This window comes from Sphingomonas sp. PP-CC-1A-547 (assembly GCF_003610375.1).
Lineage (GTDB): Bacteria > Pseudomonadota > Alphaproteobacteria > Sphingomonadales > Sphingomonadaceae > Sphingomonas.
This window is the reverse complement of record NZ_RAPZ01000012.1, coordinates 495,573-519,223: the sequence shown is the minus strand read 5'-3', so window position 1 is coordinate 519,223 and position 23,651 is coordinate 495,573. Positions and strand designations below refer to the sequence as shown.

Genomic DNA, 23,651 nt, shown 5'->3' with positions numbered 1-23,651 from the left:
GCGCGGCGCACCTCACGCGAAGACGCCGTGGAGGTACCAGCGCGGCGCCTCCATCTCGGAATACAAGCCGTGGCGGAAGATCCAGAAGCGGCGGCCGCGGCGGTCTTCGATGCGGTAGTAATCGCGTGTCGGTATGTCCTGGCGTCGCCACCATTCGCCCGCGATCCGCTCCGGGCCCTCGCTATGTGCCACGTCGTGCACGGTGCGGCGCCAGCGGAAGCGGTGCGGCGGGCCGTCGGGGACCTCGGCCATCATCGATTCGATCGGTTGCGGCGGATCGAAAAGATAGATTGGACGGAGCGGCGGTTCGCCCGTCTCCGGCGCAGTCCAAGGCGTCGGGGCGGGCGCCTCGGCGGCGGGCAGCATCAGCTCCGCCTGTTCGGGGATATGACTGTCGCGTGCGGAGAACCGGCGGACGCGGGTCCGCCCCAGTCGCGTGCCGAGCTGGTCGACGAGTTGTGCGACCTCACCCTTCTGTGCCTCTCCGCCCTCAAGTTTCAACTGCGACGCGTCGAGCTTCTCCGCTAACGCAACATCGAGGCGGACGAGATCATAGCCGAACCCCGGATCGAGCGGATCGGCGAGACTGTCGATCCGCTCGCGGAACAGCCGCATCAACAGCGCCACGTCGCGTGTCGGCTGGCCGGTCTCGATCCGCAGCCGCTGGACGAGTCCGTCGGCACGAAACAGCCGTGCCTCCCACCGTCGGCCGCCTTCATGACGGTCGGCAAGCTGGACCGCCGCTTCGGTGGCGAGTTCGGCGAGCATCTCCAGTGCGTATTCGGTACGCGCGATCGGTTCGGCGAAGCGGCGTTCAACACCGATCTTGGCCACCGTGCGTCGCGCGACGATCGGTCCCTTCACCGACCCGTCGAGCCGGCGGATCATCATCGCCGCCTCCTCCCCGAACCGCGCCGCGATCGTCGCGAGCGGCCGCGCCATCACGTCGCCGACCGTCTTCAGCCCCGCGCGCGACAAGGCGGTCGTCGCATCCTCGTCGAGTCCCAGTGCCGCCACCGGCAACCGCTTCACCGCACGCTTTTCATCCGGAGCCGGCGCCCCCGCATACCGCGCCAGCGCCCGCGCCGTATCGGGCGTGTCGCCGAACGCATGGCGCACCAGCAGTCCCCGGCGTGCAAGGCGCTCCTCCAGATCAGCCACCAATCGCCGCTCGCCTTCGAACTCGTGCACGCAACCGGCAATGTCGAGGATCAGCCCATCGGGTTCGTCAAGCGCAACCGAGGGCGTGTACCGCTGGCACCCATCCGCCAGCCGCTCGAGCCATTCGTGATCGGCATGCGCGTCATGCTCGTACACCTCCAGTTCGGGCACCCGCGCCCGCGCATCCGCCAGCGTCAGCCCCGGCTGGAGCCCCGCCCGCACCGCCTCGCGGTCGAGCGCCTTCAGCCGCACCCCCCCCGAGACCGTCTCGACGAACGCGATCGGCGTCTCAACCCGTCCGACGAACAGATGCGGCCGCATCGTCCGCAGCCGCTCGATCGGCAGCCACGGGAATACCAGCGCCAGGTAACGCCGCGGAATCGTCAGAGGCGAAGGCGGCTTGGTCGAAGATATGCGCGTCACGGTCCCACTCCACACGCCAGCGAAGCCCGGCCTGGCCTCCGCGTCGACGCAGCAATTCGATGTCGAAGGCAGGTTTGCCCGGTGCGTCGGCTTCCAGCGGTCGCGAGCGACACGCCGCGACCTGCCAGCGTGACGCGGCCGCACTCGGCACCGGTTCGGCACCGATGCGCAGGCTGAGAATGGTGACGCCCGAGGCTTCGGCCGCCAGCATCAGCCGCCGCGTCGCGGTCAGGTCGATCTTCGGCGCACGTCCCCAGGACTCGATCAGCAACGTGCCGAGCCCGTGGCACCGCGCAGCATCGGCGGCGGCCCGCAACAGGCTCGCCTCGTCCTCGACCAGCCCCAGCACCAGCGACGTCACGTCGAGCCCCATCTCGACCAGCCCGGTCGCATGCAGCCGCCCGCCCTGGCGCTCGCTCGCCTCGGTTCGCAGCCACATCACCGGCGCCGCCTTTGCCGCCAACACCGAAGCGATCGCGAACCCCGCGCCACTCGCCGAATCGTCGACCGTCGCGAAAATCTCGTGCAGCTGCGCCTTCGCCATGCCCTGCGTCAGCCACGCATTGTCCGCACGGCCATCACCCTGAGTCGGCATCCCCGTCGTGGCAATCCGCTTCAGGCGGGATATCAAGGCAAGCGACTCGTTCACAATTGTTCTTGTAATGTTCTAGTACAGGAGTCGCCAAGCGGAATCTCGTTTGCATCGAATTTCACGCGAAAGTTGAAAAGGCGCTTGCCGTCCCCGAAACACCGGGCTAACAGCGCGCCTCACCCAGTCACCGTGTCGCTTCAGACCGGAGACATAGGCGCCAGAGCGGGCGTAGCTCAGGGGTAGAGCACAACCTTGCCAAGGTTGGGGTCGAGGGTTCGAATCCCTTCGCCCGCTCCAGTTTTCTCAGGAAAACAGCGGTCCAGCGCGAGGCGACAGAGCCTCAGCCTTCCGATGCACCATCTTCATCACCACCACTACGCATGGCGTTTCTCATGCGGTCGCCTTACGCTCGGCGCATGGCAATCCTTCGGCGCGCGCGTCACCCGTTGATCCTGTCGGCTTTGCTGCTGGCCGCCCCCTCCTCGGCAGCATCCGGTACTGTGCCTACCGCCATGCAGCGATGGCAGGCGCAGGCCAAGCGCGTGACGATCACCCGCGACGACTGGGGCATCCCGCACATCAAGGGTCGGTCGGATGCCGATGCGGTGTTCGGGATGATCTATGCGCAGGCGGAGGACGACTTCCCGCGCATCGAGGCGAATTACCTGACCGCGCTCGGCCGGACCGCCGAGGCGGCGGGTGCTGACGTGGGCGAGGACGCGGTGTGGGCGGACCTCCGCCAGCGGCTGTTCGTCGATCCGCCCACGCTGAAGGCGGACTATGCCGCGAGCCCGGCATGGTTGCGCACGCTGATGCAGGCCTGGGCGGACGGGCTGAACTATTATCTCGCGACGCACCCGCAGGCAAAGCCCCGCGTGCTGACCCGGTTCGAGCCGTGGATGGCGCTCAGCTTCACCGAAGGCAGCATCGGCGGCGATATCGAGCGGATCTCGCTCAGCGACCTGAAGACCTTCTATGGCCGGCCGACCCCGCCGACGCCCGAGGAACTCGGGATGATCCCGCGCGAGCCGTCCGGCTCCAACGGCATCGCCATCGCGCCCCGGCTGACCGCGAACGGTCACGCGCTGCTGCTCATCAATCCGCACACCAGCTTCTATTTCCGGTCCGAGGCGCAGATGACCAGCGACGAGGGGCTGAACGCGTATGGCGCCAGCACCTGGGGCCAGTTCTTCGTCTACCAGGGCTTCAATCCGAAGGCCGGGTGGATGCACACGTCGGCGACGGTCGACAACGTCGATGAGTTCGCCGAACGGATCACGCGGCGTGGCGGCGGCTATGCCTATCGCTACGGCAAGACCAGCCGGCCAGTCGTCGCACGCACCGTTACGCTGCACGTCCGACAGCCCGACGGGACGATCGCCGAGCGCAGCTTCACCACCTACCGCACGCATCACGGCCCGATCGTCGCCTCCAAGGCCGGCAAATGGATCGCCACCGCGCTGATGTGGCGCCCGGTGCCCGCGCTCGAGCAAAGCTACCTTCGGACCAAGGCGACCGATCTCGCAGGATACATGGAGGTCGCGGCGCTGAAGGCGAATTCGTCGAACGACACGCTGTTCGCCGACAGCAAGGGCGAGATCGCGTTCCTGATGCCGCAGTTCATGCCGGTCCGCGACGATCGCTTCGACTATACCCGCCCGGTCGACGGCAGCGACCCCGCGACCGACTGGCATGGCCTGCATACGCTCCCCAGCCTGCCGAGCGTGCTCAACCCGCGCATAGGGTGGGCACACAACACCAACGACTGGCCGTGGAGCGCGGCGGGCCCCGACAGTCCGAAGGCGGCGGACTATCCGCGCTACATGGACCAGGTCGGCGGCAATGCGCGCGGCGTCCATGCCGACCTGTTGCTGACGGGGAAGACCGGCTGGACACCCGACACGCTGCGAGCCGCCGCGTTCGATCCCTATCTCCCCGCCTTTGCGCGATTGCTGCCCGGACTGGTCGCGGCGTGGGAGGCACTTCCCGAGGGCGATCAGCGTCGCCCCGCGCTCGCCGCACCGATCGCGCTGCTCACGCGCTGGGACCACCGCTGGGCCTATGATTCCACTGCGACGAGTCTCGCGGTCTTCTGGGGCGACCAATTGTGGCGCGAGGTCGGCAGCTTCGCACAGGCGGAGAGGCTGAACGTCCCCGACTATATCGCCACGCGAGTCGGCCCTGATACGAAGCTCGCCGCGCTGAGCACGGCCGTCACTCGGCTCAAGCAGGATTTCGGCGATTGGCGGACGCCGTGGAAGGACATCAACCGCTTCCAGCGGCTCGACGATTCGATCGCACCGCATTTCGATGATGCCCGTGCCTCGACCCCAGTGCCGTTCACCTCGGCGCAGTGGGGCAGCCTCGCGTCGTTCGGCGCGAAGCCGTGGCCGGGGACGAAGCGCTATTACGGCACCAGCGGCAACAGCTTCGTCGCGGTGGTCGAGTTCGGCGCGCGGGTGAAGGCAACGGCGGTCATGGCCGGCGGCCAGAGCGGCGACGTCCGATCGCCGCATTTCGCCGATCAGGTAGCGCGCTATGCCGAGGGACGGTTGCGCCCGGTCTATTTCCATCCCGACGAACTGGCGGGCCACGTCGAACGAACCTATCGGCCGGGTTACTGATCTACCGCATATCCAGCGATGTCGGTGCTTGCGGCGCCACCCAAGCTATTGCACGGACTGGACATGCCTGACGCCCCTCCCCTTCTCGCGGTCCGTGCGCTCGGTAAGTCGGTGCCGGGGCCGCGGCGGCTGTTCCGGCACCTGGATCTGGAGGTCGGCGCGGGCGAACTGGTCGCGATCATCGGCGAATCGGGGGTCGGCAAATCGACTTTGCTCAACATCCTCGCCGGGCTGGACGAGGCGGACGAGGGCAGCGTGGCGATCGACGGCATCGACCTCGGCACGCTCGACGAGACCGCGCGGACGCGGTTGCGGCGCGAGCGGATCGGCTTCGTCTTCCAGGCCTTCCACATTCTCCCCTATCTGATGCTGCGCCAGAACGTCGCGCTGCCGCTGGCGCTCGTCTCGCCAGACAACCTTGCGGCATCGACGCGCGCGGAAGAGATGCTCGACGCGGTCGGCCTGGACGGTCGCGGCGACGGCTATGCGCGCGACCTGTCGGGGGGCGAGTTGCAGCGCGTGGCGATCGCCCGTGCGCTCGTTCACCGCCCCGCGCTGATCCTCGCGGACGAGCCGACCGGGAACCTCGACCCGGAGACTGCGGCGCGCGTGCTGTCGCTGTTCGCCGATGCGGTGCGCAGCAATGGTGCGGCGGGCGTGATGGTGACGCATTCGGACGCGAGCGCGGCGATCGCCGACCGCGTGCTGACGCTGGGTGCCGAGGGACTGGTGGAGCGGCGTGGCGCCTGAGATCGGCCTGACGTCCGGGTCCGGGCTCTGGTCGGGACGGCTGGGACTCGGCTGGCTGATCGCGGGCGAGTGGCGGTTCCACCCTGCCCGCTTCCTGTTGACGGCGGTCGCGATCGCGGTCGGCGTGGCGCTCGGCTTTGCGGTGCATCTCGTCAACGGATCGGCGCTGGCGTCGTTCGATGGAGCGATGCGCGGCGTCAGCGGTGCCGCCGAACTGTCGGTCCGCGCGACCAGCCCGCTCGGCTTCGACGAACGCCTCTATCCCCGCGTCGCACGCGCCGATGGCGTCGGCGATGCCAGCCCGGTGCTGCGGATCGATGCGCGGATCGGCAAGGCTCGCCTGACGCTGCTGGGCGTCGACGTGATCCGGGCGGCCACGGTGACACCGTCGCTGATCGGCATCCGCCCGCGTGGCCCCGATACCGGCAACGATACGGCGTTCGACGAGTCCGCGCTGTTCCTGTCGCGTGCGGCGCTGACCCAGGTCGGCGCCAAGATCGGCACGCGATTGGTCGTCGTCGCCAATGGCCGGTCGGTGCCGCTGCGGGTGGCGGGCACGCTGCCGGCGACGGACGAATCGACCGCGGTCGGCGTCATGGATATCGCCGCGGCGCAGTGGCGGTTCGGGCGTCTCGGGCGGATCGATAGGCTCGACCTCGCGCTGTCGGATCGCGCAATCGCGGAGCCGGCGTTGCGCGCGATCCTGCCCGCGGACGCGATCCTGTCGACCGCCGAGACGCAGAACGCGCAGGGCGATGCCCTGTCGCGCGCGTACCGCGTCAATCTCGACATGCTGGCGCTGGTCGCGCTGCTGACTGGCGGTTTCCTCGTCTATTCGGCGCAGTCGCTGTCGGTAGTGCGGCGGCAACGTGCGTTCGCTCTGCTCCGGACATTGGGCATGCCGCGCGCCGGGATCATCGCTGCGGTCGTGATCGAGGGGCTTGCGATCGGACTGGTCGGCGCGGCGGCGGGATTGGCGGCAGGGTACGGCCTGGCATGGGCGGCACTCCACTGGTTCGGCGGCGACCTGGGTGCGGGCTATTTCGGTGGCAGCCCCGCGCGCGTCGTGATCCAGCCCGGTGCCGCGATCGGGTTCTTCGCGCTCGGCCTGCTCGCGGCGATCCTTGGCAGCGCGTTGCCTGCACGCGTCGCGGCACGCGCCGCACCGGCCGCCGCACTCAAGAACGCCGGCGACGTACTCGATCCGCGGCGGCCAGTCGCGTGGTGGCCCGCCGCCGCGCTGCTCGTTGCGGGGGGCGCCGCATCGCTGTTGCCCGCGATCGCCGGGCTGCCGTTGTTCGGTTTCCTGGGGGTGGCGCTGATGCTCGCGGGCGGCGTTGCGGGGGTGCCGTGGTTCGCCCGCACGCTGCTGACCCCGCTGGCAAGGCGGACGCGAGGCAGCGTGCCCGGCCTGCTCGCGGTCCGTCACCTTCACGGCGCGCCCGGCGAAGCGGCGACGGCGCTATGCGGGATCGTCGCCTCGACCGCGCTGATGATCGCGATGGCGACGATGGTGACCAGCTTCCGCGGCGCGGTCGACGAGTGGCTCAACCAGGTGCTTGGCGCGGACCTGTATCTGCGCACCACCGCCGGCGCGACGTTCGATCCGGCGACCCGCACCCGCATCGCAGGCACGCCGGGTATCGCCCGCCTCGCCTTCAGCCGCCAGATCCCGCTGAGCATCGCCGCGGATCGCCCACCGGTCAGCCTGATCGCAAGACCCGAGCGCGGCGGCCGCGATCCGTTGCTGGTGCTGATCGATCGCGGGCCGCCGGTGCCGAAGGACGCGCTGCCGATCTGGGTCTCGGAGCCCGCCCACCGCCTGTACGGTTGGGATGCGGGGGAGCGCATCACGCTGCCGATCGCAGGCCGCACGCAGTTCACCGTCGCCGGCATATGGCGCGACTACGGGCGCCAGGCGGGCGCGGTGCTGATCGACGAGGGCGATTACCAGCGCCTGACGGGCGACGATCGCCGCGATGAGATTTCCGCGACGATTCTGCCCGGTGCGGATCCGGCGAAGGTCGCGCGCGCGATGACAGATCGTCTGCCCGCCGACCTGCGTCCGCAGGTAGAGGTCGGCCAGCCGGCGACGCTGCGGAAACTCGCGCTGACGCTGTTCGATCGCAGTTTCGCGGTCACCTATCTGCTGGAGGCGGTGGCGATCCTGGTCGGGCTGGCGGGCGTGGCGGCGACGATGTCGGCGCAGACGATCGCGCGCGAACGCGAATTCGGGATGCTCCGGCATCTTGGCCTCACCCGCGGCCAGCTCACCAGGATGCTCGCCACCGAAGGCGCGATCGTCGGGCTCACCGGCGCGCTCGCGGGGATCGGGCTCGGCCTGGTCCTGTCGCAGGTGCTGATCCACGTCATCAACCCGCAGTCGTTCAACTGGACGATGACCACTCGCATTCCGGTCGGCACGCTGATCGGCGTCGCGACCGCGCTGACGGGTGCGGCGGCGGCGACCGCGATGCTGGCGGGGCGGCGCGCGACGGCGAGAAGCGCGGTACAGTCGGTGCGGGAGGATTGGTGATGCTGCGACCTTGGGCCCTGCTCGGCTGGATCGCCGCGATCGGTGTCGCCGCGCCCGCCGCCACGCCGCCCGCCCCCTATCCGGTCGTGCGGCCGGGGATCAGCTTGCGTTTCCCCGCGGATCACGGCGCGCACCCGGCGTTTCGCACCGAATGGTGGTACGTCACCGGCTGGCTGCGGACCGAGGATGGCAAGGATCTTGGTTTCCAGGTGACGTTCTTTCGCACGCGCCCGCCGGTCGATCCGCGCAACCCGAGCCGGTTCGCCGCACGCCAGGTCCTGTTCGCGCACGCCGCGCTGTCCGATCCAACCACCGGCAAGCTGCTTCACGGCGAGCAGGCGGCACGCGAAGGCTTCGGTCTCGCGCAGGCGCGTACGGGCGATGCCGACGTCGCGATCCGTGACTGGCGGTTGCGCCGTGCAGGCAATGGCCGCTGGACGACGCGCGTAAACGCGGACGGCTTCGGCCTCGCGCTCGACTTCCAGCCGACCCAGCCTCCCCTGCCGCAGGGAATCGGAGGCTATAGCCGCAAGGGGCCGCGCCCCGAGGAAGCGAGCTATTATTACTCGGTGCCGCATCTTCGCGTGACCGGCCGGGTCCGCAAAGGTGGCGGAACGGTCGCAGTGACCGGCGAGGCGTGGCTGGACCGCGAATGGTCGTCCAACTACCTCGCCCCCGCCGCGCAAGGCTGGGACTGGACCGGGCTCAATTTCGACGACGGCTCCGCGCTGATGGCGTTCCGCATCCGGCGCAAGGGCGGCGGCACGGTCTGGACGGGCGGCTCGCTCCGCCGCGCCGACGGCAGCATGACGGTGTTCGGCCCGGGCGACGTCGCCTTCCACCCGCTCGCGACATGGCGGAGCAAGGCGACCGGCGCGCTCTACCCCGTCTCGCAGGAACTGAGCGTCCGCATCGCGGGCGGCATCCAGCGCTGGCGCCTGGTACCGATGTTCGCCGCGCAGGAGCTCGACGCCCGCCGCAGCGGCCTGCCGGTCTATTGGGAGGGCGCGGTCCGCACCCGCGGCGGTCGCGGCTATCTCGAACTCACCGGGTACGAGCGCGCGCTCGAGATGTGAGCGCGCAAATTTTGCGGTGGCGGCGGACGAAACGCGTGCCAGCGCGTTGAGGTCGCTCGAACCGAAACGGGAGAGGACCGGGTTTGCCGCATTTTCTGGTTGCCGAAAGCGAGACCGCGGACGAGCGCGAGGCGCGTCGTCGCCACGCCGGCAAAAGCTCGGGCGAAACCTATGCGTCGACGCTTCGTCAACTCCGTCCCGATGCCGAGATCACGATCGTCGCACCTGCCGACGACGATGCGCAGGTCTATGAGACCAACGCGCTGGGCCTGTTCGACGCGGTGTTCATCACCGGATCGCCACTCCACGTCTATGACGACAGCCCGGAGGTCCAACGCCAGTTGACCTTCATGCGATCGGTGTTCGCATCGGGCACGCCGTCGTTCGGATCCTGTGCCGGGCTGCAGCTCGCGGTCGCCGCCGCCGGTGGGACAGTCCGCAAGATGCCGCAGCGGATGGAGGCCGGGATCGCCCGCCGCATCACGCCGACCGACGCCGGCCGCGATCACCCCCTGCTCGCCGGCCGCGCTGCCAGCTGGGACGCCCCCGCGATCCACGGCGACGAGGTCGAGACGCTTCCCGCAGACGCGACCCTGCTCGCGAGCAACGCCGTCACGACGATCCAGGCCGCCGAGATCCGCCACGACGGCGGGATTTTCTGGGGCGTGCAATATCACCCCGAACTCGCGCTCGGCGAGATCGCGGTCGCGTTGCGTCGCCAAGCCGAGGATATCGTCGAAGCCGGGCTCGCGGAGACGACCGGCGACGTCGAGCACCGCGCGGACCATCTCGATGCGCTGCACCACGATCCCGATCGCCGCTCGCTGCTATGGGCGCTCGGCGTCGACCGCGAGTTCGCCGACGAGGCGCGCCGCCGCACCGAACTGACCAATTTCCTCGATCACCTCGCAGACATCGACGCCAGCGATCGCGCACACGCCGCATCGCCCGATCTGTGTCCCGCCTGACCTTTTGACCCGCAACTAGGAGCGACCAATGTCCACCACCCTCAAGGCGAAGTTCGATACCCGCCGCGAAGCCGAGATGACCGTCGAGCGCCTGGTCCAGGAGCAGGGCATCGAGCGGACCGACATCTTCATCACCACCGACGGCGCAGACAACAGCGTCGGCGACGAGAAGGCCGGTTCGGATACCGAAGGCAAGAACCCGACGCCGGAATCACGCGACGATGCCGCCCTTGAAGGCAAGATCGTCGTCTCCGTCGACATCGCGGACGATACCCGCGCCGCCGAGGTGAAGGCCGCGTTCAAGGAATTCGACGCGAGCGATATCCAGGGCTGATAGCCGATCGAGGTACGGCGCTAACCACGCCGTACTTCCTACTCATCAATGCGGGGCGAGTCTTCGGAACGTTTCCAGGACCACGGCCTCCATGATCGGCTTGTCGAGCACTTCGGCGGGCGGATCGCACGGCACGCAGGCTTCGGGCGTTCCGGTGATGAACATGACGGGTATGTTGCCGTGCGCAGCGATGATCCTTTGTACCGCCAGCGGCCCGGTCCCCTCGCGAAGTCGGACGTCGGAAACGATCATGTCCGGGATGTGTGCCCCTGCGGCGACGACCGCGTCGGTCTCGCAATCCGCCTGATCATAGGATGTCGCGCCGGCTTGCTGAATCAGGCTGATGATATGGTCCGCGATCAGCCAGTCATCTTCGATCACAAGTACGTGGCACATTTGGGTTTCCCGGTAAACTCAGGGTCCCTCAACGCGCCGGATGCCAGTCGGGCCCAGTCTTCACATAGATTAAGTTAAATCACTTAACTTTGTTTTGGTGTAGTCTCACCGTTGTCCACTGTCGCAAGCCAGTCCGCATAGGGCGTCGTGCGCGCCATATGCCGGTTGAGATCGGGCGCGCCATCGGTCCACCATACCGGCCCGCGCTCGCCCAGACCGTGCTTCGCCGCATCGACCGCAGCCCGCGCAGCCACCTCCGCTGCGCTATCGCCCTCCCGCTTCGCCGCGGCCACGCCTCGCCGGCCGTCCATCAACGCCGCAACCAGTCGCACGCGTTCGTCTTCCGTTAAGCCGGGGTTCGCGGTTCGCCAAAGCCGTCCGCGCACCACGATATAGCGTCCGTCGGGGGTCGTCAGCGGGGGCGGTTTCGACATCGACGTCCGCGAGCCTAGAGCAGCGCGTCGATCGTGAAGACGACGCCGGTGTCGCGATACTCGATCCGGGCGGTGCCGCGCATATGCTGCGCGAGCACGCGTTCGATCATCCGCGATCCGAAGCCGGTGCGCGTCGGCGTGGTGACCACCGGGCCGCCGGTCTCCTCCCACATGAAGGCCAGCCTTCGTCCGCCTTCACCGATGCCAACGCTCCATGAAATCGTGACATGCCCGCCCGCGACGTGAAGCGCGCCATATTTGGCGGCATTGGTCGCCAGCTCGTGCAGCGCCATCGACAAGGCGAGCGTCACGCGCGGCTCGAGCCGGACATGCGGCCCCTCGACCGAGAACAGGCGACCGCCGCCATCGTCGAACGGCGCCATCACCCCGGTCACGATATCCGCGATCGTCGCACCCTCGACCTCGTCGCGCAGCAACAGGTCGTGCGCGACCGCCAGCGATCCGATCCGCGCACCGATCGTGTCGCGCGCCTCGGACATCGAGGCTGCATCGCGCAACGTCTGGTTGACGATCGCGCTTACCGTCGCGAGCGTGTTCTTGACCCGGTGCGTCAACTCCCCCGCCAGCAGGGCGCGATGTTCCTCGGTCCGCTTGCGCTCGGTGATGTCGGTCGAAAACCCGGTCATCGACAGCGCCGTGCCATCCGCGCGCGTCAGCAATTCGCCGCGGATCGCGACCCAGCGAACCTCGGCCGTTGGCGTCACGATGCGGTATTCTATGTCATAGTCGCATCCCGTCGCGATCGTCTCCTGGATCGCCTCGACGACACGCGCGCGATCCTCCGGATGGATCGTTTCGAGGAACTCGGGATAACCGAACGCCGCGCCCGGATCATAGCCGAAGACGATCTTGCAGCCATCCGACGCATCGAGATGCTGGCTGGCGGGATCGAAGGTCCACGCGCCCAGCCGCCCTGCCTTCAACGCGAATTGCAGCCGCGCGGCGCTGTCCGCGAGCCGAACCTGCGTCTCCGCGGCGGACGCCTCGAGTTCGCGCTGCTCGGCCTCCAGCAACGCGAGCGTTTCGCGTTCGAGCGTCACGTCGTGCTGGGACGCGACGTAATAGCGCAGATGCCGGCTGCGATCGAATACCGGCGCGACCAGCAGGCGGTTCCAGAACGGCGTCCCGTCCTTGCGGTGGTTGAGCAGGTCGATCTCGAGCCGCTCGGACCGCCCGATCGCATCCCGCAGCCGCGACACGTCCTCGGGACGCGTCTCCGGCCCTTGCAGGAACCGGCAATTCCGGCCCACCACCTCGTCGCGGGCATAGCCGGTCAGACGCTCGAACGCGGCGTTCAGGTGAATGATCGGGTTGTCGGGAAGCGTCGGATCGCTGATCGCCATAGGCAGGATCGCTTCGTTGAACCCGACCACGAAAGGATCCGCCGCGTCGAGCGAACGGCCGAATGCCGCCAGGATCAGCGTATGATCGGCATCCTCGTCCCGCAAGGACGTCTGGTTCTTACTCTGTTCCAAGCAGGTATTTGCTGCCTAAAGTCTGGCACGTCCACAATAGCATACCGTCATTGTGCCGAGGCATTTCGACCGCCGGGGTGCGTGGCGGGAGAACGTGCGAACGCGACGCGATCGCGCCGCGCATCTACCGATACGCCGTCAGGCGGCGATCCGCGCGACGGCGGCCGCCTCTCCGCCGATCGGGGTCGAACCCATGCCCACCGCCGCTGGTACGAGTGTGTCGACCGCATCGGTGAATGGCACGACCGGTCGCCCGACCAGATAGCCCTGCACCGCGTCGCACCCGATCGAGCGCAGCAATTCGAGCTGTTCGCGCGTCTCGACTCCCTCCGCATGCGTCAGGACGCCGAGTTCCTGGCCGATCGCGACGGTCGCGCGCAGCACCGCCATGCACCGCGCGTCGGAGCCCGCCTCGATCACGAAGCTCCGGTCGATCTTGATCCGGTCGAACTGGAAATCGCGAAGATGCGCGAGCGACGACTGGCCGGTGCCAAAGTCGTCGAGCGCGACCTTGATCCCGGTCCGGCGGATCCGCGCCAGCATCGCCGCGGTGCGCGCGGCATCGTCGATCAGCGCGGTCTCGGTGATCTCGACCTCGACCCGCTCCGCCGCGACACCGTGGACCATGATCGCCTGCGTCAGGTGGTGCAGCAGCGCGTCCGACTTCAGCTGTCCCGCCGACACGTTGATCGCGACATGCAGGTGCGACGACCAGCCCGCCAGCTGGCGGCACGCTTCCATGATCACCCACCGCCCGATTTCCTCGATCAGGCCGCAATCCTCGGCGATCGGGATGAAGGTATCGGGCGAGATCCAGCCGCGCGTCGGGTGGTTCCAGCGGATCAGCGCCTCGTATCCCGTCGTGATGCCCGACGACAGCGCCACCACCGGCTGGAACGCGAGCGAGAAGCCGCCGTTCTGCACCGCCTCGTACAGGTCGTCGGTGATGTGCTGCCGTTCGACCAGGCGCTCGGCAAGGCCCGAGACATAGGGTTGCGCACGCCGGCGCCCGCGTCGTTTCGCCTCGTAGAGCGCCATGTCGGCGCGCTTCATCAGTTCGTCGGGCGTCAGGTCGTTGGCGAACCCGGCGATGCCGATGCTGCATCCGGGCAGCAACCGGCGTTCGTCGATGATCACCGGCGCGCTGAGCCGGACGACGATCGTGTCGGCCAGCGCGGTCGCCGCGTCGCCCAGTTGCGTGGCGATGATCGCGATCTCGTCGCCGCCCATCCGCGCGACGAAGCTGTCGTCGGGCAACAGGCTCGTCAGCTCGGCCGCGACATGGATCAGCAGCGTATCGCCGACCGCATGGCCATACGCATCGTTGATCCGCTTGAAATCGTCGAGGTCGATCAACAGCAGCGAGAACGGCTCGCCGAGACCGATCCGCGCTTCCTTCTCCTCGCGCAGCGCGCGGCGGTTGCGCAGTCCGGTCAGCGGATCGTGATAGGCGAGATGCGTGAGGTTACCGAGCGCACGGCGTTCGGCGCTGACGTCGTTGAACGTCAGCACGATGCCCTGTCGCGGGATCGACCGGCACTGCATCTGATAGGTGCGGCCATCCTCCATCTCGCATTCGCGGTCGAAGTCGTCGTCGAGCTGCACCCACTGCTTCATCGCGCCCCCGACCAGCGTACGCTTTTCCGCCGCCCAGCCGCGGCATGTCGCGATGACGTCGAGGAACTGGTCGATCGTCAGCCCTGGGCCGATCGCGTCGACCGGCGTGTTGAACAGGTCGAGGAAGCGCCGGTTGAAATGACGCAGGCGGCCTTCGCGGTCGATGAACACCAGCCCGTCGGACATGCTCTCCATCACCGACTTCAGCGTCTGCGCCTCTTCCTCGCGCGTCGTCTTGAAGCGCGCGAAGGTCAGCAGGCTGCCGAGGCACGTGACCGACACTGCGAAGGTCATGCAGGCCGCGACCAGCCCCGGCGACAGCACGCTGCCGGGCACGTCGTTGATGCTGCCGAGGACGAGGTCGCCCGACAGCGACAGGAAATGCGTGACGCAGATCGACAGCGCGAACACCAGGCACCCGATCGGCCGCGAGCGCGACCATCTGCGGTTGATCTGCCACGACGACAGCAGCAGCGTCCCCATGATCAGCCCGGCGACATTGGTCGGCCACGAAAAGACGTGGATACAGTCGGTCATGCCGGTGATGCCGACCGCGTGCATGCACCAGATCCCCGCCCCCGCTGCACCCGCCGCCACGATCCGCCCCTTGTGCGACCGCAACCGCGTAATCGCGACGATCGGCACGCCGACGGTCAGGATCCCGACCAGCGCCGACACCGTCGTCACCAACGGGTCGTAGCGCAGCAGCAGGTCGGGCCGGTATGCGAGGATGGCGATGAAGTGCGTCGCCCACACCCCGAGCCCGGCGGCCAGTGCCAGCGCGCCGTGACGCCAGCCGAACGGCTCGCGCTGCGCCGCATTGGCCATGTCGGTCGTGAGGAGAGAGACGGACCAGCTCGCGGTCAGGCAGATGCCGATCGCGACGACGACCAGATAGCCGGAGTGCTGGAAATGGAGATTGAAGAGAGTGGGTAGCATGGTCGCTCGGTCGTTTTTTCCCGAGTGACACGAACACCTTAACGAAAAGGCACGCGCCGCTGCCCGCGTGTTGAGCCGCGTTGATGCAGGTTACTCGTTCGCGTGAAAGAACCGCAGAATCACGCTCGTGCCACTGGCCACCTCGCCGAACGCCACGGTCGCGTTGAGGCGAGTCGCCGCCGACCGCACGATCGCCAGGCCGAGGCCGCTTCCCTCCGGACTCCCAGGCGCGCCGAGCCGGACGAACCGGTCGAACGCCATCTCGCGCTGGTCATGCGGTATCCCCGGCCCATCGTCGACCACCGCGATCGTCGTCTCCGACGGCGTCGTCTGGAGCCTGACCGACACCGTGCCGCCGCGCCGGTTGTAGCGGATGCCGTTGTCGATCAGGTTCGACACGATCTCGAAGATCAGCGTGCGGTGGCCGGGAACGACGTGGCTGACCTCCGGGTCACCCTCGATCGTCAGGTCGATGCCGGCTTCGATCGCGCGGTTGATCTGTCGCGTGATGACCGCCACCGCCACTTCGCGCAGGTCGACCGCCTCGAGTGGCGCGGACACGCCGGCCTCCTCGGCGCGCGCCAACGCCAGCAACTGCGTCACCAGGCGTTCGAGACGCACCACCGCGTCGGCGATCTCGTCGAGCGCGACGCTGCGTTCGGGACCCGAGCCACGGCGGGCGAGCGCGACCTGGACCTTCAGCACCGACAACGGCGTGCGCATCTGGTGCGAGGCATCTGCGGTGAAGCGGCGGACGCCGACGGTGGCGGTGTCGAGCTGCGCCAGCAGGCGGTCGAACGCACCGGCGAGCGGGCGGAGTTCGCTCGGGAGCGGACCTGTGTCCAGCGGCGAGAAATCGGGCCGGGCGCGTCCGTCACGTGCCTCAACCGCGCCGCGCAGGCGGGCAAGCGGGCGGAGGCTCCAGCCTAACGCAGGCCGGATGAGCAACGCCGCGGCACCGACGAGAACGCATTCGCCGATCAGCAACGCCAGCATCAGGCGCCGAGTGAGCGCGCCGCGGTTATCGAGCGTCTCGGCGATCTGGACGATCACGGGCTTGTCGATCCGGGGGAGCGAGCGGCGGACTTCGGCGATGCGGATCTGCTGGCCGCGGTAGCGCGCGAAGCGATAGCGCGGGACGTCGATCGAGAGCGTGGCGGGATCGGGAGCTGGCAGGTCCGCGTAGCCGGTGAGCAGGTCCGGGCCGACGGCGACGCGGTAATAGACGTTGTCGCGTTCGGTATTCTCCAGCATTCCGAACGCGGCGGACGGCAGGTCGAGCGTCACCTCGCCGCGTTCGACCTGCACCGTCTCGGCGATCGCGCCGAGCGCACCGCCGAGCACGCGGTCGTTGGTGCGGCGGACGACGTCGGCGATCAGCGTCGCACCGACCACGCCGATCAGGATCGCCGCCGCCAGCAACGGCCCGAGCACCGCGACCAGCAGACGCGTTCTCAGTGCGGGCGTGCGGGTCTCAGCCGGCATCGAGCATATAGCCGACCCCGCGGACGGTGCGGATACCGGGGCCATCGGGCGCTAGCTTGCCGCGGAGGCGCGTGACATGGACCTCGATCGCGTTGTCGCCGACTGGCTCGTCGAACCCGAACACCTCGCCGATCAGCAACGCTCGGGGGACGACCCGTCCGGCGCGGGTTGCAAGTGCCTCCAGCACCGCACGCTCCCGCCGACGCAGGTCGAGCGCACGACCGGCGATGTCCGCGTCACCAGTCGAGCGGTTGATCGTCAGCGTACCGACGCTCAGCACCGGCAGCGGATCGCCCCCGCGCCGCCGCCCCAGCGCTCGGACACGCGCCTCCAGTTCCTCGGGCTCGAACGGCTTCCGCAGGTAATCGTCAGCGCCGAGGTCGAGCCCGCGCACCCGGTCGTCGAGCGCATCGCGCGCGGTCAGCATCAACACCGGCACGCGTTCGCCGCGCCGCCGCAGCGTCTCCAACACAGTGAACCCGTCGATACCGGGCAACCCGACGTCGAGGATCACCAGCGCATACGGCTCCCCCGCCACCACCGACAGCGCGTCCTCCCCGGTCGCGACGTGATCGACCGCATTACCGCCCGCGCGCAGCAACGCCGCGATGCTGCGCGCCAATGCCGCGTCGTCCTCGATCAGCAGGATGCGCATGAAAAACCATGAAAGGTTGGTGACAGGTTCGGTTCGTACTCCACCGTTGCAGTCTATCCGAACACAGAGACGGAAGGCGAGGAGAGTGACGATGGCACGAATTTTTCTGAAGATCGCACTGCTGGCTACGAGCTTCACCGCGACCGCCGTCGTGGCGCAGCGCCCTGCCAACTATCCGCGCTCCTACGACCAGCTCATCTCCGACGCGCGCGCCGAGCGGCAGGTGCGGATCTACGGCAATGCTGATCGCGCCGAACTGCTGCCCGTCGTCGCCGCGTTCCGGAAGCGCTATCCCGGGATCACCGTGCTGTATGCGGACATCGGCTCGACCGAGATGTACCGCCGCTTCGTCACCGAGACGCGTGCGCGGCGCATGTCCGCCGATCTCGTCTGGTCGTCGGCGATGGACCTCCAGGTGAAGCTGATCAACGACGGCTTCGCGCAAGGCTATGCGAGCCCGGAAAAGCCTGCGCTGCCGTCGGTGTCGGTGTGGAAGAACATGGGCTTCGGCGTCACCGCGGAGCCGATCGGGATCGTCTACAACAAGCGCCTCGTGCCCGCCGGACAGGTGCCGCGCACGCACGCCGCGCTGGAGACATGGCTGCGGAAGAATGCCCGCGCGCTGACCGGTCGCGTCACGACGTTCGACCCGGCGCGCTCCAATGTCGGTTATCTATACCTGTCGGAAGACCTCGCGATCACGCGCGACACTCGGTCGCTGCTGGAGGCGATCGCGGCGACCAGGCCGGTGTTGTCGCGGACCAGCGAGCCGATGTTGCGCGGCGTCGCCGAGGGGCGGCAGGCGATCGCGTACAACGTCATCGGCTCTTACGCCCTGGAACGTGCGCGGACCGACCCCCGCATCGGGGTCGCGTTCCTCCAAGACTACACGATCGTCACCTCGCGGATCGCGTTCATCGCGCGCGAGGCCGCGCACCCGGCGGCGGCCAAGCTGTTCCTCGATTTCCTGCTGTCGCGCGAGGGCCAGTCGCTGCTCGCCAAGCGCAGCCTGTGGCCGGTCCGCACCGACGTTTCGGCACGCCGTCTTCCTTCAAGCCAGGCGCGACCGATCCGCGTGGGCCCGCAACTTCTCGTCAACCTCGACCGCGTCAAGCGCCAGCGTTTCCTGCGCGACTGGACCGCGATTCTCGCCACCGGAGCCCAACAATGACTCTTTTCCGTACCGGGTGCGCCGCACTCGCGCTGATCGCCGCGACGCCGGCGCTGGCCCAGGCGCCGACCGACGCCGACCTTACCGCGCTGGTGCGTGCGCAGGCCGCCGAGATCGCGGCGCTGAAGTCGCGGCTCGACCGGCTGGAGAGCAACGCCGCCGTCGCGCAGGCGTCCGCTCCGGTACCGCCCGTGCAAATCGCACCGCAGGCAGTCGCGCAGAACACCGAGCCGCGTCGCACCGTGCCGTTCGCGCCGCAGCTCGCCCCTCCCGGCCCCGCCGACCGCAGCGTCGCGCAGGCGGTCGCCGCGCGCGACAATCCATCGGGCGTGACCACCGAATGGGGCGCCGGCCTGCCCGTCTTCCACTCGGCGGACGGCGTCTACACGTTCAAGCCGCGCGGCCGCATCCTGACCGACGTCAGCTCGAGCTTCGGCTCGAAATATGACGGCCGCAACATCACCACGACGGGCATGCGCGCGCTGCGCCTCGGCCTCGAAGGGGGCGTCGGCACGCATTTCTTCTACCAGTTCGAGAGCGACTTCTCGGAGAACGAGGTCGACGTCGTCACCGCGTTCGTCGGCTGGCGCAACAAGATCAAGCCGGGCCTCGACTACGACGTTCGCGCCGGTCATCTGTTCAACGATCGCGGCTTCGAAGGCTCGACCGGCTCGGACTCGACCCCGTTCCTGGAGCGCACCACGGTGGCCACCGCGATCATCCCGCAGCGTGGTTTCTACGGTATCGGCGTAATGCCGCGCATCTTCTGGAAGACCGGCCATGCCTCGGTAACGATCACCGGCGACCGGATCGACGGCACGCAGACGGTCGGCGACAGCCGCACGGTGCTGGGCCGCGCGCACTGGAACCCGATCAAGTCCGACACCGGCGTGCTCCATCTCGGTGTCTGGGGATTCGACGAATCGCTATCGTCGGTCGCGGGCACGCTGACGCGCAACACGGTGATCGGCGGCCGCTTCAACGGCGCGCTGCGCGTGTCGACCGGGCCGCTGATCGGCGGTACCGGCACGACCGGCTACGGCGTCGAGCTCGGCGGCTATCGCGGGCCGTTGTGGGTGATGGGCGAAGCGGGCCGCCGCAACGCGCGGCTCGACGGCGGACGTCCCGATTTCGTCAGCAAGGCATGGAGCGTCTCGGGCGGTCTGTTCCTGACCGGCGACCTGCCGCCATACAACCCGCGGCTCGGCAGCTTTGGCCAGCCCAAGGTGTTGAAGCCGACGTTCGACGGCGGAGTCGGCGCGATCGAACTCACCGCGCGCTACGAAAGCCTCGATTTCGACAATCTGCTGACCGGTGGCGACGGCTGGGCGGCGACTGTAGGCGTCAACTGGTACCTCAACTCGTTCACCCGCTTCCAGGTGAACGCGATCCAGTGGAACACCGACAACCGCGCCGGCGACTATGTCGGCAACGACAGCGGCCAGACGCTCAGCGCCCGCGTTGGCGTCACGTTCTGATGCATAGCGTCTGTCCTGTCTTTGGTGCTGCAATCAGCCTCCCGCGTCGCGTCATCCTGACGAAAGTCAGGATCCAGAGCCGCGAGGGACCACGCTCAGTAACCCTGGATCCTGACTTTCGTCAGGATGACGGTGGTGTTGCAGCCACCCCCCCTATTCACGCCCTTTTCTAGGACGAAGCGATGAACCTTGCCCTGCTCGGCTTCCTGATGGTCGCCACGTTCATGACGTTGATCATGACCAAGAAGATGACGCCGCTCGTCGCGCTCATCGTGATCCCGTCGATCTTCGGCGTGTTCGCGGGTGAGGCCGCGGGTCTCGGCCCGATGATGATCGACGGCATCAAGAACCTCGCGCCGACCGGCGTCATGCTGCTGTTCGCGATCCTGTTCTTCTCGACGATGACCGACACCGGCCTGTTCGATCCGCTGGTCGGGCGGCTGATCCGGATGGTCCACGGCGATCCGATGCGGATCCTGATCGGGACGGTCGTGCTGTGCGCGCTCGTCAGCCTCGATGGCGACGGGTCGACCACCTACATCATCACGATCGCCGCGCTGCTGCCACTCTACAAGCGCTTCAACATGAACCGGTTGTACCTCGTCTGCCTGCTGATGACGACGAGCGGGATCATGAACCTGACGCCGTGGGGCGGTCCGACCGCGCGCGCCGCAAGCGCGCTGAAGCTCGATCCCGCGACGCTGTTCCTCCCGCTGATCCCCGGCATGATCGCCGGCCTCGCCTTCCTGATCGGGCTCGCCGTGTATTTCGGGCGCAAGGAGCGCGTCCGGATGGGTCAAGCGGGGGTAACCGCGGACACCGAGTTCACCGGCATGGCCGTCTCGCAATATCCCGAGGCACGTCGCCCGAAGCTGATCTGGTTCAACGCCGCGCTAGTCATCACGCTGCTCACGTTGCTGGTGTGGGGCATCCTGCCGTTGTCGGTGCTGATGATGCTGGCGTTCGCGATCGCGATGATCGTCAACTATCCCGGCGTCGCCGATCAGAAGGAGCGCATTTCCGCGCATGCCGGCAACGTGCTCGCGGTCGTCTCGCTGATCTTCGCGGCGGGCATCTTCACCGGCATTCTCGGTGGCACCGGCATGGTCGAGGCGATGAGCAAGGCGGTGGTCGGCGTGATCCCGCCCGCGCTCGGGCCGTACATGGCGCCGATCACCGCGGTGCTGAGCATGCCGTTCACCTTCTTCATCTCGAACGACGCGTTCTATTTCGGGATGCTGCCGATCCTCGCCGAGGCCGGCGCGCATTACGGCGTCGCGCCCGAGGCGATCGCGCGTGCGTCGCTGATGGGCCAGCCGGTCCACCTGCTCAGCCCGCTGGTGCCGTCGACCTATCTGCTCGTCAGCCTGGTCGGGATCGACCTCGCCGATCACCAGCGCTTCACGCTCGTGCCCGCGATCGCGGTCTGCGTCGTGATGACGATCGTAGGCATGATCGCGCTCGCCTTCCCGTTCGTCGCCTGAGGTGAGCATCCCCGCAACCCGCCGCTACCGGAGCTTCCGCATGATCCGACCGCGTACACCGTTGATGCTGCTCCCCGCGATGGGCTGCGACGGGCAGCTCTGGGCGCGCCAGATCGTCGACCTCGCCGCCGTCGCACAGGTCGATTTCGGCGACCTGTCGCAGGACGATACGCTGTCCGAAATGGCCGCGCGCGTTCTCGCCAGCGCGCCGCCGCGGTTCGCGGTCGCGGGCGTCAGCCTCGGCGGCTACGTCGCGATGGAGATGGTGCGGCAAGCCCCCGACCGTATCGAGCGGATCGCGCTGTTCGGCACGCGCGCGTCGATGGAGGTCCGCCCGCGCACCGTCGTCGGCCAGGGCCTGCTCGCCACCGCGCCGCACGCCGACCCGCGCCTGACCGCGATCGTCGCCGGCCCCGCACAGGCGATGGCGGAACGCGTCGGCCAGACCGTCTTCGAACGCCAGCAACGCGCGCTGTTGGCTCGCCCCGACATCAGCGAGGCGATCGCCGCGATCCACGTTCCCACACTGGTGGCCGTCGGCGACCGCGACCTGATCTGCACCCCCGACGACGCACGCGCGCTGAGTGCACGGATCGAGGGCTCGCGGTTCCACATGCTGCGCTCCTGCGGCCACCTCGCACCGATGGAGCGTCCCGGCGAAGTCACCGCACTGCTCCGCCAGTGGCTGAAGACCGGCTGATCGAACGGGAGGGCCCGCTGCCAGGACCGTGCAGGCGCCGTTCGCGAAACGGTCGGCACGGACCCTGCCCTTCGATGAGGATGCATCGTGACCTCGACCGACGACCAGCATCCCGTATCGGCAACCCTGTGGTCGACCGGGCTCGTGCCCGCCATCGTCCCGCGCTCACGACAGGCGTTTCCCAGCTAGGCGCCGGCCTCCGCCGGGGAGGTGTGAACGGCGGGCTCCTGTGTAACTCCGGGATTGGAAGCTACTCGATCACCCAAGCCTCGCCGGCGACGGGCGTGCGGAAGCGGCTGATGGGAATGTGTTCGCGTAGCAGCGCCGCGCGGAGGCGGTCGGGGGGTTCGTTGATCCCCTCGGACGTCAGCTCGAACGTTCCCCAGTGGACGCCGATCGCATAGGCCGCGCCGAGTTGTTCGAACGCGGTCACCGCCTGGTCCGGGCCGATGTGGTTGTCGGTTTCGTGGCCTGCGAAATGATAGGCGCCGACCGGGAGAATCGCGAGGCGGACCGGGCCGGCTGCGCGCGCTTCGGTTGCCCAGCGCATGTCGCCGGGGCCGGTGTCGCCTGCGAAATAGAGGTTGCCGCCGGGCAGCGTCACGGTGAAGCCAGCCCAGAGCGTCTTGTCGCGGTCGCCGGGGTCGTATTCGCTCCAGTGGTGCGCGCGGTCGACGATCACGTCGATGCCGGGACGTAGCGTCACCCGGCCGCCCCAGTCGCGCGCGACCGCATGGATGCCGCTGCGCGCTAGGATCTGGTCGTTGCCGAGGCCGGTCACTATCAGCGGCTTGTCGCGGTGCCAGAGCCGTCGCATCGCGGTTATGTCGAGATGATCGCGGTGGTCGTGGCTGAGCAGGATGAGGTCGATCTTCGGCAGGTCCGCGAGACGCACGCCGGGTTCGCGAACGCGCTTGACGCCGACGAACTGGACCGGGGACGAGCGCTCGAGCCACATCGGATCGGTCAGGATGTTGAGTCCCTGGGTCTGCACCAGCACGGTCGAATGGCCGATCCAGGTGACGCGCATCGGTTGGCCTTCGACCCGGGCGGGCGGGCGCGTCGGGGTGACGGGGACTTGGGGCCAGGTGCGGTAGGGTGGCTTCACCAGATTGCGGAGCAGCGCGACCGGGCCCTGCTTCTGCTCGCCGGTGCTGCCCTGCACGCCGTCGGGGTTGAAGAAGCGTTCGCCGTCGAAGTGATTGCTCAGCGGAAAGGTCTTTGTCGACGGCGTCGCGCAACCGGCGAGAAGCGTGAGCGCGAGCAGTATCGAGCGAGGGCGGATCATGGCGCGCTGACGAATATGTCACTCGATCATCAGGGTCCAGTCAC

Annotated in this window: 19 protein-coding genes and 1 tRNA gene; 11 read left to right on the top strand and 9 right to left on the bottom strand. The window is 68.2% G+C overall.

Annotated elements, in window-relative coordinates:
* Positions 1-12 precede the first annotated feature (12 nt).
* Positions 13-1,482 carry a DNA polymerase Y family protein gene (locus tag C8J39_RS13420; protein WP_243650067.1) on the bottom strand — a complete coding sequence of 490 codons (1,470 nt, stop codon included), beginning with the start codon at positions 1,480-1,482 and terminating at the stop codon, positions 13-15.
* Positions 1,451-2,233 carry an ImuA family protein gene (locus tag C8J39_RS13415; protein WP_120300886.1) on the bottom strand — a complete coding sequence of 261 codons (783 nt, stop codon included), beginning with the start codon at positions 2,231-2,233 and terminating at the stop codon, positions 1,451-1,453. The genes C8J39_RS13420 and C8J39_RS13415 overlap by 32 nt, the downstream gene beginning before the upstream one ends.
* Positions 2,234-2,398: 165 nt before the next feature.
* On the opposite strand from C8J39_RS13415, the gene C8J39_RS13410 reads away from it, so the two are divergent.
* The 7 genes from C8J39_RS13410 (at position 2,399) to C8J39_RS13380 (ending at position 10,464) form a co-directional block, all read left to right on the top strand.
* Positions 2,399-2,473 (top strand) — tRNA-Gly (locus C8J39_RS13410).
* Between the two features lie 119 nt (positions 2,474-2,592).
* Positions 2,593-4,800 (top strand): penicillin acylase family protein, encoded by a 2,208-nt coding sequence (locus C8J39_RS13405; protein ID WP_120300885.1) that lies wholly within the window; start codon positions 2,593-2,595, stop codon positions 4,798-4,800.
* Between the two features lie 63 nt (positions 4,801-4,863).
* The gene (locus C8J39_RS13400; protein ID WP_243649959.1) at positions 4,864-5,550 is read left to right on the top strand and encodes an ABC transporter ATP-binding protein; all 687 of its coding nucleotides are present in this window, start codon (positions 4,864-4,866) and stop codon (positions 5,548-5,550) included.
* Entirely contained in the window at positions 5,540-8,086 is a 2,547-nt protein-coding gene (locus tag C8J39_RS13395) for an FtsX-like permease family protein (protein ID WP_120300970.1), read from the top strand. Before C8J39_RS13400 ends, C8J39_RS13395 begins: the two co-directional genes overlap by 11 nt.
* The gene (locus tag C8J39_RS13390) at positions 8,086-9,162 is read left to right on the top strand and encodes a lipocalin-like domain-containing protein (protein WP_120300883.1); all 1,077 of its coding nucleotides are present in this window, start codon (positions 8,086-8,088) and stop codon (positions 9,160-9,162) included. The genes C8J39_RS13395 and C8J39_RS13390 overlap by 1 nt, the downstream gene beginning before the upstream one ends.
* 83 nt (positions 9,163-9,245) lie before the next feature.
* Entirely contained in the window at positions 9,246-10,130 is an 885-nt protein-coding gene (locus C8J39_RS13385) for a type 1 glutamine amidotransferase (protein WP_120300882.1), read from the top strand.
* A gap of 28 nt (positions 10,131-10,158) precedes the next feature.
* Entirely contained in the window at positions 10,159-10,464 is a 306-nt protein-coding gene (locus C8J39_RS13380) for a hypothetical protein (protein ID WP_120300881.1), read from the top strand.
* Between the two features lie 45 nt (positions 10,465-10,509).
* Here C8J39_RS13380 and C8J39_RS13375 read toward each other — a convergent pair whose 3' ends face one another.
* From C8J39_RS13375 to C8J39_RS13350, 6 genes are all read right to left on the bottom strand, one after another.
* Positions 10,510-10,860: a response regulator gene (locus C8J39_RS13375; protein WP_056487531.1), complete on the bottom strand. Its 351-nt coding sequence runs from the start codon at positions 10,858-10,860 to the stop codon at positions 10,510-10,512.
* An 83-nt stretch (positions 10,861-10,943) separates the two neighbouring features.
* Positions 10,944-11,294 carry a hypothetical protein gene (locus tag C8J39_RS13370; RefSeq protein ID WP_120300880.1) on the bottom strand — a complete coding sequence of 117 codons (351 nt, stop codon included), beginning with the start codon at positions 11,292-11,294 and terminating at the stop codon, positions 10,944-10,946.
* Positions 11,295-11,308: 14 nt separating this feature from the next.
* Positions 11,309-12,763, bottom strand: coding sequence for a PAS domain-containing protein (locus C8J39_RS13365; protein ID WP_259457550.1), 1,455 nt, complete (start codon positions 12,761-12,763; stop codon positions 11,309-11,311).
* Between the two features lie 165 nt (positions 12,764-12,928).
* Complete coding sequence (locus tag C8J39_RS13360; protein WP_120300879.1) at positions 12,929-15,346, bottom strand: EAL domain-containing protein; 2,418 nt, start codon at positions 15,344-15,346, stop codon at positions 12,929-12,931.
* Positions 15,347-15,436: 90 nt separating this feature from the next.
* Complete coding sequence (locus C8J39_RS13355) at positions 15,437-16,831, bottom strand: sensor histidine kinase (RefSeq protein ID WP_120300878.1); 1,395 nt, start codon at positions 16,829-16,831, stop codon at positions 15,437-15,439.
* Complete coding sequence (locus C8J39_RS13350; RefSeq protein ID WP_183037996.1) at positions 16,821-17,486, bottom strand: response regulator transcription factor; 666 nt, start codon at positions 17,484-17,486, stop codon at positions 16,821-16,823. Before C8J39_RS13350 ends, C8J39_RS13355 begins: the two co-directional genes overlap by 11 nt.
* A gap of 91 nt (positions 17,487-17,577) precedes the next feature.
* On the opposite strand from C8J39_RS13350, the gene C8J39_RS13345 reads away from it, so the two are divergent.
* From C8J39_RS13345 to C8J39_RS13330, 4 genes are all read left to right on the top strand, one after another.
* Positions 17,578-18,657, top strand: coding sequence for an ABC transporter substrate-binding protein (locus C8J39_RS13345; protein ID WP_120300877.1), 1,080 nt, complete (start codon positions 17,578-17,580; stop codon positions 18,655-18,657).
* Positions 18,654-20,135 carry an OprO/OprP family phosphate-selective porin gene (locus C8J39_RS13340; protein WP_120300876.1) on the top strand — a complete coding sequence of 494 codons (1,482 nt, stop codon included), beginning with the start codon at positions 18,654-18,656 and terminating at the stop codon, positions 20,133-20,135. Before C8J39_RS13345 ends, C8J39_RS13340 begins: the two co-directional genes overlap by 4 nt.
* A gap of 182 nt (positions 20,136-20,317) precedes the next feature.
* On the top strand, positions 20,318-21,619 hold the full coding sequence (locus tag C8J39_RS13335; RefSeq protein WP_120300875.1) for a CitMHS family transporter: 1,302 nt from the start codon (positions 20,318-20,320) through the stop codon (positions 21,617-21,619).
* Between the two features lie 40 nt (positions 21,620-21,659).
* Positions 21,660-22,319, top strand: a complete 660-nt coding sequence (locus C8J39_RS13330) for an alpha/beta fold hydrolase (RefSeq protein WP_132833435.1) — start codon at positions 21,660-21,662, stop codon at positions 22,317-22,319.
* A gap of 250 nt (positions 22,320-22,569) precedes the next feature.
* On the opposite strand, the gene C8J39_RS13325 is transcribed toward C8J39_RS13330, so the two are convergent.
* Positions 22,570-23,607, bottom strand: coding sequence for an MBL fold metallo-hydrolase (locus C8J39_RS13325; RefSeq protein ID WP_120300873.1), 1,038 nt, complete (start codon positions 23,605-23,607; stop codon positions 22,570-22,572).
* Positions 23,608-23,651 lie beyond the last annotated feature (44 nt).